Here is a 14,904-nt window from a genome sequence, read left to right as displayed (position 1 = left end):
CAAATTTACCTCTTTTATTTAAAGTTATTGGGTAAAGTCATCCAATAGGATTTTGGCAGCATAAAAAGGGGAAATTTTATGTTCCTCTATGGACTTCAACATCTTTTCTTGAGCTTTTTTAAAGGACTCCTTTTGATGAAAATATTGCTTGATGTGCTCATCTACGGTCTGAAGGAACCAATTTTTGTTTTGTGTATTTCGGTTTTTGGAGAAATGACCATTTTTACGATTTTGGTCAATACAAGCAGATATCATGTCCCAAATTTCTGTAATCCCAGTATTTTCAGATGCAGAACATGACAAGACTTTCGGAACCCAACCGTTTTCTTTGGGAGGATACAAATGCAGTGCCCTTTTAAATTCAGCCACCGCTAATTTGGCCCGTTCCAAATTGCTGCCATCCGCTTTGTTGATGGCAATTCCATCTGCCATTTCCATGATGCCCCGTTTTATGCCTTGTAGTTCATCTCCGGCTCCGGATAGTTTCAGCAAAAGAAAAAAATCGACCAGGCTATGTACTGCGGTTTCACTTTGGCCAACCCCAACGGTTTCCACTAGAATCACGTCATAACCAGCAGCTTCACATAGAATTATGCTTTCGCGGGTTTTACGCGCCACTCCGCCCAAGGAAGAACCAGAAGGGGAGGGCCTAATAAATGCATTGGAATCTTTGGAAAGTGCTTGCATTCTGGTTTTATCTCCCAAAATGCTTCCTTGGCTAAGAGAACTTGTTGGGTCAACAGCCAATACAGCTACTTTTTTACCTTGATGCGTCAACATTTTTCCAAATACCTCTATAAACGAGCTTTTGCCTACACCAGGGACACCGGTAATACCCACCCGAATACTTTGATTGGGTTTGGAAAGGCATTTTTCAATTACTGTGTTGGCCTTTTCAAAATGGTCTGGGTTAGTGCTTTCCAAAAGGGTTATGGCCTGTGCCAAAAGAGCTTGGTCCCCATTAAAAATACCTTCTACCAAGGCTTCAGCGGAAACCTCTCGTTTACGAAGCTGTTTAATTTTGGAAACTGTACCGGATTTGGTCTTTGTTTTGCCCACCTAGAAAATTAAAATACATTTCAACACTAAGGTATAAAGTTTTCATGGGTTACCGTGCCAAACATGACCCTAGAAAGGCTGTTTTTATACTAGTTTATCAGGAAACAATTAAATTTAGGGTCATTTCACAAAAATTTAATAACAGTTATTAGAAGTATCCATCTACATATAGTAACTTCTCATAAATAAATAATTAAACAGTAACGGATGAAAACTATTTTTGAAAGTAAGGCTACCAACACTGGCGGTAGATCGGGACATGTAAAAAGTGAAGACGGAGTATTGGATTTGGCTATCAGTCAACCTACCTCCAAAGGGAAACCCGAAGCTAATTCGACCAATCCGGAAGAACTTTTTGCAGCTGCCTATTCCACTTGTTTTGCAGGTGCCATTGAATACGTGGCCAAGGAACATAAAGTAGAGGATTTGGGAGATTTCAGTGTTACAGCCGTTATATCGTTCAACACGGATGATGATGGGGCTTTTCTTGAAGCTACGTTGGATGCTTATCTCCCTACCGTTGATCAAGAAACCGGTGAAAATTTGATCAATGCGGCCCATGAGATTTGCCCCTACAGCAAGGCAACCCGTGATAATATTACGGTACATCTAAATCTTCTAATGGACGAATAGTAACTTTCATTTCATAAATCATACACGAAATCCCGTTGAGTCTTCAACGGGATTTTTTGTTAAAAACCTCAAAAAACTGACCTATTTTGCAACGAGGCGTTTTTTGCATCGTCTTTAGAAAGAACAATTGTAAGACCAAACACAAAACCGACCGTGTTTCAAATTGAACTGGTAGAAAAATGTAAGGCCAATGATCGGAAGGCCCAATTGCAGCTGTATCGTCAATACTGTGACGGTATGTATGGGGTGGCTATTCGATTTTTAAAAAACCCTGACGATGCAGAGGATGTATTGCAGGAATCCTTCATCAAGGCCTTTCAACGGATGCATCAGTTTAAAGGAGAGGTGACGTTTGGGGCATGGCTCAAAAGAATTGTGGTCAATGGAAGTATCGATTTTTTAAAATCGAAACATTCAAAAAATGTTGAGTTGGATGAAAGGCACTTGCATATAGCATCGGAAAATGATTGGACCATTGAAGATGGAGTTACTATTGAGCAGGTGAGGGAAGCTATTGAAGAATTGCCCGATAAATATCGATATGTTGTGCAGTTGTTTTTGGTAGAAGGGTATGATCATGATGAAATCTCCCAAATATTGGGAATCACAAATTCTGCATCAAGAACAAGGTTGCTACGAGGGAAGTCACATTTAAAGGAAACAATAAAAAATAGGGTTTATGGCACAGGATCTTAGAGAAATGTTTGCCAAGGAAAGAAAAGAACAAATGCATTCCATGGAAAAAGGCCATGAAGAGCGATTCGTGGCCAAATTGGAAGAAAAAATGCCTATGGTCGATTCAAAAACCAAGAGGACACCAGCGGTTTTTTTGCAAATAGCAGCTTCTGTGGTAGTGATTTTAGGTTTGGGCATTTATTTTTTTACCAGCGCGGGTAATGGAAAACCAAGCCCTGATACAGAAATTGTCAATACTGAAAATACTGATGTTAAAGAGCAAACCATTTCATTGGGAGATTTATCTCCAGATTTGAAAAAGATAGAGAACTATTACTTGACCAATATCAATTTGGAGCTTTCAGATTTGGAGTTTGATACCAACAACAAAGAAATTATTGACAATTATATGGAGCAGCTGGCAGAACTGGATAAGGAATACCGGCGTTTGAACAAAGAGTTGAACGATTTTGGCCCCAATGACCAGACCGTAAATGCCTTGATCAAAAACCTTCAGCTAAGGCTGCAGTTGTTGCAGAAGTTAAAATCGAAGTTAAATCAATTAAAATCATCAAAAAATGAACAGAAACCATCAAATATTGTTTAATGTCCTTTTGTTTTCGTTGACGGGCTTTCTCTGTCATGGACAAGAAAAAAGGACCTTTAAAGAGACCTTCAATGTTGGTGAAGATGCCGTGTTGAATATAGATACCAGTCATACCGATATTGAGTTTGAAACCTGGGACAAGAATCAGGTTGAAGTGGTTGCTACCATAGAATTGGAAGGTGCGACCGAAGAAGAGGCCAACACTTTTTTTGAAAAGGATATCATCAAAATTATTGGAAACAGTAAGGAAATAGAAGTTAGTACAGTTGGAAGCGGTTTTGGGGTACACGCTCCATTTGTGTACGACTTTAACGACTTCAATATTGTTATTCCAGATATTCCTGAGATGCCAGAAATACCTGAGTTACCCGAGATTATTGTGATTCCTGAACTTCCGCCAATGCCTCCTATTCCTTTTATTGAGTTCGATTATGATGCCTTTAAAGAAGATGGCGACAAGTACCTTAAAAAGTGGAAGAAGGAATTCAATCAAAATTTTGATGAAGAATATCAGAAAGAGCTGGAAGAATGGGGCGAGCAAATGAAAGCTATGGCCAATGAAAGGGAACATCAAAGAGAGGAGGCGCAAAAGATGCGGAAGGAACATGAAAAAATGCGGGAAGAGCATCAAAAGGTTAGAGAGGAAGCCCGTGCACAGCGTGAAGAGGTTAGGGTGCAAATGCGTGAAGAACAAAGAAAAATCAGGGAAGCCCGACATCAAATTAGGACACGTGTGCATTCTGATAATGACTTTAATTTTTATTTCTCCACTGACGGTGATGGCAAAAAATATGAGGTGAAGAAAACCATCAAGGTTAAAATGCCAAAGTCGGTCAAGTTGAAAATGAACGTTCGACATGGGGAGGTAAAACTGGCCGCCAATACAAAAAACATCAACGCAAGCTTGTCTTATGCAAGCTTGCTAGCTTCTACTATAGATGGCAACCGCACCAATATTAGGGCATCTTATTCCCCTGTGGTTGTGCAGCAATGGAACTATGGACAACTAAAAACAGATTACTCAGAAACTGTTGATCTAAAGAAAGTAAAGGATTTGAAGTTGAATTCGGTTTCTTCCAATGTAATTATAGGGGAGTTGACGGATAAGGCTTTTGTTACCAATAATCTTGGCACAATTGACATAGAATCCATAGCGGATGGCTTCCGCACCGTTAATATTACCGTTCAAAATGGGGAAGTAGATTGCAAATTGCCTGCTGTTCCTTTCACAATTCACGTAAATGAAACTTCCTCAGACTTCAAATATCCATCAAAATTGGCCATGGGTTCTTCCAGCAACCAGCTGAACACCAATGTTCATAAAGGGTATTATATCAGCAATAAAGATGACAAAACCATTACTATAGATTCTAGATACAGCGAAGTGGTGTTGAAAGAATAGTATTTTACATATTCACTTTGTCCCAAAACTGTTTTCTTCTCCAATATATATACTCTGTTCTGAGCACTAGCACAAGACTCAATTACTTTTTAATTTAATGTGCTTCATCCTTTAAATAGGATTCAAAGTTTTTCTTAAATCGATTTAGTCTAGGAATAGAAACATTTCTGATATAAGAATTGTTTGGGTTTCGTCTTTCGTAATCCTGATGATATTCCTCTGCTTTATAAAAGACCTTAAAGGGCTGTACTTCTGTTACAATAGGTCGACCATATATGTTTTGCGCTTCCAATTCGCCAATATAATCTTCAATGATTTTCTTTTGGGCTTCAGTTTTGTAAAAGGCGATGGACCTGTACTGTGCTCCTCTATCCGGTCCTTGGCGATTTAATGTGGTGGGGTCGTGAGAGCCAAAAAATACTTGGACCAACTGCGTAAAGGAAATTACTTTTGGATCATAGAATACTTCCACAGCTTCAGCATGGTGCGTACGGCCGTAAGAAACTTGTTCGTAAGTTGGATTCTTTTCCGTACCGCCTGAATATCCTGAATACACTTCTTTTACTCCTTTTACACTTTCAAAAATAGCTTCAACACACCAAAAGCACCCACTTGCAAAGTATGCTGTTTCATATTTTTGGAGCTCTGCTTCAGTAAATTTTGTCTTTTCCGATTTCTTCCCTTCGGTTTTCTGTGTAAGCTCTTGTTTAGATGAATTGCTTTTAGGTTGGCAGCTTGTGGATATCAAAGTCAGTATTACCAAAAACAAGGTTCTCATAATATTCATTTTTAAGCTTAGTAGGTATAAGATAAGAACAATTACACTTCACTTTGATAAATTCTTGTGAACAAAAGTAAAGGAGGGATTGATTTGTGCAAAAATGGCCTTTCCATAGATTAAAATCACATTTTGGCGACAAGATGCAAATTACCTCCTTTTTTCAAGTGATTGGGTACAGCTTGAAGATTTATGTATTGATATTACTGTCGTGATCGATGAAATGCATCCTGCATCGGTATGGTGTTTTTTAACCTAAAAACGTTCATCGAGGATAAAATGCACTTCACCCAAGAAAAGTTTTTACACCGAAAAAAAAGCCGGGTTAAACGACAGAAATCTCCCCTAGGGTGGGTACGAAGGTAAATTTACATCGTAATAAAAACCCAAATCATGAAAACAGTTTTAACCATCATCGCAATCATCTTCTTCGGAACAGTAGCTATGGCACAAGATACTAAAGAGGTAAAGGTTGAAACTATTACTGCTAGTGTTGAGTTGAATATTGAGATTCAAGAGCAGGTAGAAAATGGTAAGGAAGTTGCTAGACTTTACAAGTTCAAAAACTCTAGAGTAAAAAAGGCACTTTCTTTCAAGACAAAAAAGAACAGAGCTAAATTGGCTTAATCATGATCCTGGGAATTCTAATTCCACTGACCTTGTTTTTTAGTTTGGCATTTGCCATCTCTACAATAGCTTTTTCCTTGAGAAAAAGAAGGGACTTTTAATTAGCCCCTTATCTTAAATTTTATTTTTATGGTTTACCTTCTTCTACTCCTGGCTGTTTTATCTGGTAGTTTAATTTTTCTTTCTCTTGCTGTACGATTCGTTTTACGTCCCGTAAAAGTGCCTTTGCGTCGTAAATGACCCCATCTTTAATTGTGTAGGTTACTCCACCAACTCGAACAACTTCATTGTCCTCTGTCAATTTTATGGCTCCTGTACCATATAAAACTTTTAGGTTTTTCAATGGATTTTCTGAAACGATTACAAAGTCGGCTAGTTTACCCACAGCTACAGTGCCGATTTGGTCAGACATTCCTAAGGCTTCGGCGCCATTTAAGGTAGCGGAACGAATGATTTCCAACGGATGGAATCCAGCTTCACGCAGTAATTCCATTTCGCGGATATAGGCAAAACCGTAAAGCTGGTAAATAAATCCGGAATCCGAACCCGTGGTAACCCTTCCACCTCTGTTTTTGTATTCATTGATAAAGGTCATCCAGAGCCTATAGTTTTCACGCCAGGCCACTTCTTGTTCTGTTCCCCAATCATGCCAATACGATCCATGGGAAATTTTACTTGGGAAATAAAACGCCCAAAGAGAGGGTAGCGTGTAATCTTCATGCCATTCAGCTCTTCGCGCTCTATGCAAATCTCTACTGGCTTCATAAATATTCAATGTTGGATCTAAGGTAAAATCCAAACTTATCAATTCATCCATTACCTTGTTCCAATGTTCGGAATAAGGTTTCGCGGCTTGCTTCCACAGTTTCCCAGCCTCTTCAAAGCGATGTTGTTCATTTTGATAGTTGTAGTCCAAAGGGTAGTCCTGTACAGTTCTGTCCTCGAAAAGGGCTTCTGGAAGTCCATACCAATGTTCCATGCTGGTTAGTCCTGCTCTTGCCGAATGCAATACGTTCCAGCGGGCAACATCCATTTGGGCATGGTGGCATGCAGACCTAAGCCCCAATTTTTTGTTTTCATCCAGGGCTGCAGCCATAATTTCTGGTGGAGCACCAAAGAATTTGATGCCATCTGCACCTCCTTCGGCATTTGCCCGAACCCATTTTCTGGCTTGTTCTGGAGTTGTGATGGTATTTTTGCTTCCTTGTCCGAAGACCGTATGGGTATAAATTCTGGGAGCAATAATGCTATTGTTATCGCTTTTTGTCTTTAAATCGATGGACCAGTCCAATCCGCGACCACCTACTTCCCTTACAGTAGTCACTCCGTGGGCCATCCAAAGTTTAAATACATAGTCATAGTCGGCCCCCTGCGATTTTCCGCCAATATGCGTATGCATGTCCACAAAACCGGGCAATAGATACATACCAGAGCAATCCAATTCTTTACCACCTGGTTTTAGTTGAGGTCTTTTGGAGTCATCAATTTTCACACCTGGATATCCTACAACTTGGATGTCCACTATTTTATTATGTTCTACAACAATGTCTATTGGGCCTCTAGGCGGTGCGCCATTCCCATTGATCAGGGTCACTCCCCGGATAATAAGTTGAGGAAAAGGGCCTTCGCTCATTTGCTCTTGTCCATAAGTGCATAATACATGGAACAGTGTAAGAAAGGAAAGTAGTTTTTTCATCTGCTTGTTATTCTGGAATTTGAACTTTATCTCCTAAAAATAGGGCGTTTAAGAACAATCGGTTGGTACTGTACCATGATCCCCTGAAATTAGGATTGTCCGCAAAAAGTACTACGCGACCGACTCCTAGTTTACTCACAATGAGGGAGGCAGAGGGTTTTAGGTTCTCTTCCATGTTTTTCTGGGTGATAAAACCATCTATATGGGGGTTTTGTGAATATTTGGCAACAGTTGCATATTCATTTTTACTGGGAGTCAACCAAACGGAATTGTTTTTGTACACAGGAATGGAGATGTCATGATAACCGAAAGCAAGAGGGTGGGTAATATCCAAATCAACCTTAAAAATAGCACCGCCAACACTCTCTTTTCCTAAATTTTCACGTGCATCAACATAAGGTTTGCGTTCCACTACCTCTGAACTGTCTTTTTCACTTTCGGTGAGTTTTTCTTTGACCAGCTTTTTATCAATGGCCCATTCGGATGCATTTCCAATGGTAATTAAAGTATTGCCTTTTGCTACCCAGTTTTTGATTTTATCCAATTGTTTTTGTGAGAAATCGTAACTGCCCGATACCATGACCAGCGTATTGTATTTGTCTAGATTGGCCCATCCAAAATTTCTCATGGGTATTTTGGTAATTGGCATATGTACTCTGGTGTCCAATAGATGCCATACTTCCCCTGCTTCATAGGATCTAACCCCATCACCTATGATCATAGCCGCCTTTGGTTGGGTGATCGGGGAAATATATCGACTTCCCAAATCAATTCCTTGTAAACTATATCCTGAATTGACAGCATAAATGGATACCTGGTACTTGTTTTGAACCTCTTCCAGTAATTTAAATACAGCATTGGTATCTTTTTTCTGAAGACTTACAGGTACAACTAGGGCACCGTAATTGAATTTTTTATCACCAGAACCGGTCTTTATGGTGAATGGCTTAAAGGATGAAGAAATAACCAACCCTTTTGATTGCAAGTGGTTCAATGCAGCCACACCATTATAGTCATCGTAGTCAATGATGTAGGAATAGTTGGATTTTTGAACTTTGACAGGATTGACCAAACTTTCTAAAGAGGTCACTTTTTCGCCCAAATTCAATGAATTCACAGGGCGATATTTCATATTGTAGAAATTGGCCACTGACCAGGCTGAGGCATCATAATAGACACTGTCTCGATACTTATCGTAGGTCTCAAACATAGTTTGCACCATTCTATATTGGGGTTGGCGTGTGGGAACCACAAAATTGTTTCCTGATTTATAAACATCTATTTTATGAAGCAAAAGCTTGTCCACAAAGGCTTTTACTCTGTTAGGGTCGTACTGATCTCCAAAAGAATAGCCTTGGATACGACTTTTAGAAGCATTGGTAAGGGCACTTTTAAAGAAATCTTGCTGATACTTTCGCATCATCCCCTTATTTTCAACTGCAGCTTTTATAGTTGTAATACTTGATGTATACTGATTTCTAATGGTAAATGGAAAAGTGATTTCACCAAAAGCAGTAGTTTGTTTGTGTCCTCTGGAACTGGCTTGTTCAAACAAAATCCCAAGCCCACCTTGAAGATCAGGGTAGGAGGAACCGTAGCCTGGGTATGTGCCATCAAAAACCTCTTTAGTAAAGTAAAAAGAGCCAATACTGTCCAAAGCCTTTGCGAAATATTCTCCGAAAAGGTTATTCAAATCAATGTAATTTTCCTTGGGCATTATAGGATCCAAAGAACCATTGTCCTTCATAGGTTCAAAGAAATATGAGCTTTGAGTACCCATTTCATGGAAATCGGTCACCACATTGGGATACCATTCGTGGTACCAAGTTAATTTGCCTCTACTTTCTGGGTGTATGGCCAACAACCAATCTCTGTTTAAATCAAACCAATAATGGTTGGTTCTTCCTCTTGGCCAATATTCGTTATGTTCTGCATCCTGTGGGTCAGCTACCAGTGGATTGCCTTGGTACATATTGGCCCATTGGGTGTGCCTGTCCCTACCATCAGGATTTATGGTGGGGTCAACAAAAATGACTGAATTATTGAGGTAATTCAATATTTCAGGATTATTGGAAGCGGTTAAAGTATAAGCTGTTAACAATGCAGCCTCACCACCAGATGGCTCATTTCCATGAACATTGTACCCCAAGTTTATAAATATGGGCACTTCATCATAATTAGTTGGACTCTGTGCTGGATCCGTAAACTTAAGGTGCTGTTGCTTCAATTCATTCAAATTGGCTAAATTCCCTGGAGAAGAAATGGTAAGTATAACGAGTTTTCTTCCTTCATGGGTTTTGCCATATTCATAGATACTTGCTCGGTCAGAGACCTCAGCAAGTTTTGTCAAATACGAAACAATAAGGTCATGCCTTGTATGCCTTTCCCCAATACCATAACCCAGATATTGTTCTGGAGAAGGAATGTTGGGATTGAATGGGTGGAACTTTTTAAAGAAATAATCTTGAGCAGATAAGGATGTGCTAAGAAACAGCACTCCAAGGAGTAATTTTTTTAGCATTCGGTTCGAAGTTTGAGTTAATCTTCTAAAGATAGGAAAAGCTTTAAACGATTGTGTTGAAATCGTCCACTATTTCTTCAAATTCGATACGATAATATGTTCCTTTTTTGGAAAGATCCCGCGCTAGTGTTCCTTTAAGTTGGCGGGTAAGATTGTAAATAAGCTTTAAACCTAACGATTTTGCATTTTTTGGGTCAAAATTTTCAGAATAACCTATTCCGTTGTCACCTAAGTAGAGTTCGTAACGGTTATCAGACAGATTTTTAAGAGAGAGGGTAATTTTTCCCTTTTCATTTGTAATACCATATTTTAAAGCATTGGTAATGGTCTCATTGATAATTAGCCCTAAAGGAATTACCGTATCAATGCTTAGTTTGTGCTCCTCAATATTCAAATCTATCTGAACATTGTTGGTATTGCCTTTGACTGACCTAATTAGATACTCTATAAGTTCCTTCACATAAGGTTTAAGCTCAATTTTGGACAGATAATCGTCCCTTTTGTACAGCATTTCATGTACAATTGCCATAGAGACTACTCTATTTTGACTACTTTTTATGATACTGCTAATTTTTTCATCGGCAATGGTTCTGGATTGAAGGCTCAGTAAGCTAGATACCGTTTGCAAGTTGTTTTTTACCCTGTGGTGCACTTCTTTCAAAAGGGTTTCTTTTTCTTCAATACGTTCTTGAATTTCATTTCGGGACTTATACAGTCTTAAATGAGCCTGCAATAAATTCTTTCCAACCACGCCTCCCAAGAGATAAACTGCAAAAACGGTGCTTAAAAATGCAAACCAACTTCTTGAGGATTCAGGTACTGTATTTTCAGAAATTCTAAAATCGCCCAAATCATAAAGGAATAAGATTGTAATAATTGCAAGATTAAGTACTAGATAAATATTACCATATACCATAGTGGTCACGTAGCCCGTAAAAACAACTATTGCCAAGATGAAAATAAAGGGACTTTGTATACCGCCGCTATGAAGTGTTACCATAACTGCCCCTATCATGGATATTATAGACGTGAGATTATAGGTTAACTCTACATTTTTATGTTTTGTATATAAATAGGTGTTGATTATTGTAATTACTGCATAGCTATAGAAAGTATATGGAATTACACCTTTTATATCCAATAAAAAATGACAGATAAGACCAAACAATATGGCAAAAATGGAAGAGCTATAATTTACTTTGAGCACTAAATCTATTTTCTGTTGTAAACGATATTTGTCCTTAATAGGATTCTTCATATGCTGCGCAGAATGACTTGATTGCTACAAAAGGTTGAATTTAGGAGTAGCAATAGTAGCTTATTACGGGGTGTTGTGGCTGTAAATCTAAATATGTTTTTTGATATAATCAAAAAGCGACAGCTATTAATAACTGTCGCTCATGATTTTTGGTTTCATTCTGAATTAGTCTTCTACAAGTACCCATTCGCCCTTATCTATAAGAGGCTCAGCTTGTTTGTACTTGACAGTTTTACTTTCTCCAGACATTACATTTTTGATGGTAACTCGTTCATTTCTACCAATTTTCGGTTTTTCTCGCACAATGGTTTCGGTAATTGGTGGTCTACCGCCTTGAGTCTGTCCAGCAGCTCTGTTCTGAGCAGCCAATTCATCGCTATTTGGAATTTCTTCCTTGGTAGTTTTTAGATTCTCCTTAGGTCTGCGAACATTTCTAGCTTCCTGGATTTGATTGGTGTTCTGGGAAGGCAATTCTCCTTTGAACAGGAATGAAATAATTTCCTTGTTCACTTTATCGATCATTTCCTTGAAAAGTTCAAATGCTTCGAACTTATATATCAAAAGTGGATCTTTTTGTTCATGTACTGCCAATTGTACTGATTGCTTCAACTCATCCATTTTTCTTAGATGTGTTTTCCATGAATCATCAATAATGGCCAAGGATATGTTTTTTTCAAAATCCGTGATGAGTTGTTTTCCTTCAGAGTTATAGGCTGCTTCTAGATTTGTGACAACTTTTAAAGCTTTCATGCCATCTGTAAATGGCACTTCAATGCGCTCAAACTTGTTGGTTTGGTCCTCATATACCTTTTTGATGACTTGAAAGGCGACAGTGGCACTACGTTCCATTTTTTGCTGATAGAAATCGTAGGCGGCATTATAAATTGTATTGGCAATTTCCTGAAAACTCAATTTTTTGAAGTCCTCTTCACTCACAGGTGAGGTGATGGAAAAGTATTTGATAAGCTCGAACTCAAAGTTTTTGAAATCATCCGCCATTTTATTGGTCTCTGCGATAACCTCAGAGGTGTCGTAGACCATATTGGCAATATCAACCTTCAAACGTTCTCCTTGCAATGCGTGCTTTCTTCTTTTGTAGACCACTTCACGTTGCGCGTTCATTACATCATCATACTCCAACAATCGCTTACGGATACCAAAATTGTTCTCTTCCACTTTTTTCTGGGCACGTTCAATGGATTTGGTCATCATGGAATGTTGAATGACCTCACCTTCCTCCAAGCCCATACGATCCATCATTTTGGCTACACGATCTGATCCAAACAAACGCATAAGGTTGTCTTCCAGCGAGACATAGAATTGTGAGCTTCCTGGATCTCCTTGTCTCCCGGAACGACCTCTCAACTGTCTGTCCACACGTCTGGAATCATGTCTTTCTGTACCTACAATGGCAAGTCCTCCGGCGTTTTTGACGGTATCGGTCAATTTAATATCCGTACCACGACCTGCCATGTTGGTGGCTATGGTCACTACGCCCGCATCTCCTGCTTCAGCAACGATATCCGCCTCTTTTTTGTGCAGTTTTGCGTTCAGAACGTTGTGCGGAATTTTTCGAACGCTCAATAATTTGGAGAGCAATTCAGAAATTTCAACAGAAGTAGTACCGATTAGAACAGGTCTTCCCGCTTTAGAAAGTAGGGTGACCTCCTCGATAATGGCATTATATTTTTCTCGTTTGGTCTTGTAAATTAAATCATGTCTGTCGTCACGTGCAATTGGCCTGTTGGTAGGGATTTCCATTACATCCAACTTGTAGATTTCCCAGAATTCACCAGCTTCGGTCACCGCGGTACCTGTCATTCCCGCCAGCTTTTTATACATACGGAAATAATTCTGTAAGGTGATGGTGGCGAAAGTTTGGGTCATGGCCTCAATCTTCACATTTTCCTTCGCTTCAATGGCTTGGTGCAATCCATCGGAATAACGTCTGCCATCCATGATACGTCCCGTTTGCTCATCAACAATCATTACTTTGTTGTCCATCACCACATACTCCACATCTTTTTCAAAAAGGGTGTATGCTTTAAGCAATTGTGTCATGGTGTGGATACGTTCACTTTTCACGGCAAAGTCCTTGAAAAGCTCTTCTTTGAGCTCAGCTTCTTTTTCAATTTCCAGTTTTTGTTGCTCAATTTTGGCAATTTCACTGCCGATATCGGGCATTACGAAGAAATCTTTATCCTGATCACCAGAAATATAATCTACACCTTTGTCCGTTAGTTCTATTTGATTGTTTTTTTCATCAATCACGAACAGCAATTCGGCATCCACTTTGGGCATCTCGCGGTTGTTGTCCTGCATATAGAAATTTTCGGTCTTCTGAAGCAACTGCTTTACACCCTCTTCACTTAGGAATTTGATAAGAGCCTTATTCTTTGGTAATCCGCGGTGAACACGCAACAACAAGAATCCACCTTCTTTTGTGTCGCCATCTTTGATCAATTTTTTGGCTTCGGCCAGTACACCAGTCAAATATTGACGTTGTTTTTGAACGATATCACCTACTTTGGGCTTCAGTTCATTAAACTCATGTCGGTCACCTTCAGGTACGGGACCAGAGATAATCAATGGTGTACGTGCATCGTCAATCAATACGGAATCCACCTCATCTACAATCGCATAATGATGAGGTCGTTGTACTAAATCATTTGGGGTGTGGGCCATGTTATCCCTCAAATAATCAAACCCAAACTCATTGTTGGTGCCATAAGTGATATCAGCATTGTAAGCTGCCCTTCGACCATCAGAATTAGGACGGTGTTTGTCAATACAATCCACGGAGAGTCCATGGAATTCAAAAATTGGGGCCATCCAAGCACTATCCCTTTTGGCCAAATAATCATTTACAGTTACCAAATGAGCACCTTTTCCAGCGAGTGCATTCAAATAGAGTGGGAGTGTGGCTACCAAGGTTTTACCTTCCCCAGTTTGCATTTCCGCTATTTTTCCCTGATGTAAGGCAATACCACCAATTAACTGAACATCATAATGGATCATGTCCCAAGTGACCTGTTTACCTGCAGCATCCCAAGAATTTTTCCATACCGCATTCTCCCCTTCCAAAGTAACGTAGTCCATTGAACCTGAAAGAGCACGGTCAAACTCTGTGGCGCTAACGGTAATGGTTTCGTTGGAAGCAAAGCGTTGGGCAGTTTCTTTAATTACAGCAAATGCCTCTGGAAGAATAGTATTAAGTGTCTTTTCCGAAGTTTTATAGGCTTCTTCGTTGAGCTTGTCTATTTCCGTGTAGATTTCTTCATTGCGGTCTATGTCAGTGGAATTTAGGACTTCTTCTTGAAGAACCGCAATTTTTTCGTTCACCTCTTTGCAGTCTGATGCTATTTGGGATTTAAAGTCGACGGTCTTTTGGCGAAGCTCATCGTGGGTCAATCCTTTTAATTTTTGTTCAAAAGATTTTATCTCTTTTACTAAAGGTTGTAGTGCTTTAACGTCCTTCTCAGATTTATCTCCAACAAAAACCTTTAGTACGGAATTTAGTAAGCTCATGAATTATTTTTCTTTTGGATTGCAAAAGCTGTTCCATTGTTGAGAGTTATACGGAACCTCTTGCTAGGCTGTCAAAATTACATAAAAAAAAGCCTCAAATGAGACTTTTTTAACAGGGTT

11 protein-coding genes are annotated in these 14,904 nt (G+C 39.3%); 5 read left to right on the top strand and 6 right to left on the bottom strand.

Translation table 11 applies throughout. The annotated features are described in order from the left end of the window. Window positions 1–24: 24 nt before the first annotated feature. Window positions 25–1,059 carry a methylmalonyl Co-A mutase-associated GTPase MeaB gene (gene meaB, locus HJC33_RS02890; RefSeq protein ID WP_171657291.1) on the bottom strand — a complete coding sequence of 345 codons (1,035 nt, stop codon included), beginning with the start codon at window positions 1,057–1,059 and terminating at the stop codon, window positions 25–27. Between the two features lie 207 nt (window positions 1,060–1,266). Here meaB and HJC33_RS02885 point away from each other — a divergent pair, with 207 nt between their 5' ends. From HJC33_RS02885 to HJC33_RS02870, 4 genes are all read left to right on the top strand, one after another. Then, on the top strand, window positions 1,267–1,692 hold the full coding sequence (locus HJC33_RS02885; protein WP_171657290.1) for an organic hydroperoxide resistance protein: 426 nt from the start codon (window positions 1,267–1,269) through the stop codon (window positions 1,690–1,692). 153 nt (window positions 1,693–1,845) lie between these two features. Next, complete coding sequence (locus HJC33_RS02880) at window positions 1,846–2,388, top strand: RNA polymerase sigma factor (protein WP_171657289.1); 543 nt, start codon at window positions 1,846–1,848, stop codon at window positions 2,386–2,388. Beyond that, window positions 2,372–2,974 carry a hypothetical protein gene (locus HJC33_RS02875; RefSeq protein ID WP_171657288.1) on the top strand — a complete coding sequence of 201 codons (603 nt, stop codon included), beginning with the start codon at window positions 2,372–2,374 and terminating at the stop codon, window positions 2,972–2,974. Before HJC33_RS02880 ends, HJC33_RS02875 begins: the two co-directional genes overlap by 17 nt. Continuing rightward, complete coding sequence (locus HJC33_RS02870; RefSeq protein WP_171657287.1) at window positions 2,946–4,376, top strand: hypothetical protein; 1,431 nt, start codon at window positions 2,946–2,948, stop codon at window positions 4,374–4,376. The genes HJC33_RS02875 and HJC33_RS02870 overlap by 29 nt, the downstream gene beginning before the upstream one ends. 94 nt (window positions 4,377–4,470) lie before the next feature. On the opposite strand, the gene msrA is transcribed toward HJC33_RS02870, so the two are convergent. Beyond that, window positions 4,471–5,163: a peptide-methionine (S)-S-oxide reductase MsrA gene (gene msrA, locus HJC33_RS02865; protein WP_171657286.1), complete on the bottom strand. Its 693-nt coding sequence runs from the start codon at window positions 5,161–5,163 to the stop codon at window positions 4,471–4,473. 384 nt (window positions 5,164–5,547) lie between these two features. Between msrA and HJC33_RS02860 the strand changes: the two genes are divergently transcribed. Further along, window positions 5,548–5,781, top strand: coding sequence for a hypothetical protein (locus HJC33_RS02860; protein WP_171657285.1), 234 nt, complete (start codon window positions 5,548–5,550; stop codon window positions 5,779–5,781). Window positions 5,782–5,908: 127 nt separating this feature from the next. Here HJC33_RS02860 and HJC33_RS02855 read toward each other — a convergent pair whose 3' ends face one another. From HJC33_RS02855 to secA, 4 genes are all read right to left on the bottom strand, one after another. After that, complete coding sequence (locus tag HJC33_RS02855) at window positions 5,909–7,477, bottom strand: amidohydrolase family protein (RefSeq protein ID WP_171657284.1); 1,569 nt, start codon at window positions 7,475–7,477, stop codon at window positions 5,909–5,911. A 7-nt stretch (window positions 7,478–7,484) separates the two neighbouring features. Then, complete coding sequence (locus tag HJC33_RS02850; RefSeq protein ID WP_171657283.1) at window positions 7,485–9,998, bottom strand: M14 family zinc carboxypeptidase; 2,514 nt, start codon at window positions 9,996–9,998, stop codon at window positions 7,485–7,487. 43 nt (window positions 9,999–10,041) lie between these two features. Continuing rightward, a complete protein-coding gene (locus tag HJC33_RS02845) occupies window positions 10,042–11,256 on the bottom strand; it encodes a sensor histidine kinase (RefSeq protein ID WP_171657282.1) in 1,215 nt (404 codons plus the stop codon). A 165-nt stretch (window positions 11,257–11,421) separates the two neighbouring features. Continuing rightward, on the bottom strand, window positions 11,422–14,784 hold the full coding sequence (gene secA / locus HJC33_RS02840) for a preprotein translocase subunit SecA (RefSeq protein ID WP_171657281.1): 3,363 nt from the start codon (window positions 14,782–14,784) through the stop codon (window positions 11,422–11,424). Window positions 14,785–14,904 lie beyond the last annotated feature (120 nt).

The organism is Flagellimonas amphidinii, assembly GCF_013090115.1.
In the GTDB taxonomy this organism is placed as follows: Bacteria; Bacteroidota; Bacteroidia; order Flavobacteriales; family Flavobacteriaceae; genus Flagellimonas; species Flagellimonas amphidinii.
The sequence above is the reverse complement of the archived record's forward strand: the minus strand, read 5'-3'. Positions and strand labels throughout refer to the sequence as shown.

What these genes read in the sequence shown, in the direction of transcription:
- HJC33_RS02850 (WP_171657283.1), bottom strand. Translation starts at nt 9,998, where the DNA reads ATGCTAAAAAAATTACTCCTTGGAGTGCTGTTTCTTAGCACATCCTTA.
- HJC33_RS02845 (WP_171657282.1), bottom strand. Translation starts at nt 11,256, where the DNA reads ATGAAGAATCCTATTAAGGACAAATATCGTTTACAACAGAAAATAGAT.
- HJC33_RS02870 (WP_171657287.1), top strand. Translation starts at nt 2,946, where the DNA reads ATGAACAGAAACCATCAAATATTGTTTAATGTCCTTTTGTTTTCGTTG.
- HJC33_RS02860 (WP_171657285.1), top strand. Translation starts at nt 5,548, where the DNA reads ATGAAAACAGTTTTAACCATCATCGCAATCATCTTCTTCGGAACAGTA.
- HJC33_RS02855 (WP_171657284.1), bottom strand. Translation starts at nt 7,477, where the DNA reads ATGAAAAAACTACTTTCCTTTCTTACACTGTTCCATGTATTATGCACT.
- secA (WP_171657281.1), bottom strand. Translation starts at nt 14,784, where the DNA reads ATGAGCTTACTAAATTCCGTACTAAAGGTTTTTGTTGGAGATAAATCT.
- HJC33_RS02875 (WP_171657288.1), top strand. Translation starts at nt 2,372, where the DNA reads ATGGCACAGGATCTTAGAGAAATGTTTGCCAAGGAAAGAAAAGAACAA.
- HJC33_RS02885 (WP_171657290.1), top strand. Translation starts at nt 1,267, where the DNA reads ATGAAAACTATTTTTGAAAGTAAGGCTACCAACACTGGCGGTAGATCG.
- msrA (WP_171657286.1), bottom strand. Translation starts at nt 5,163, where the DNA reads ATGAATATTATGAGAACCTTGTTTTTGGTAATACTGACTTTGATATCC.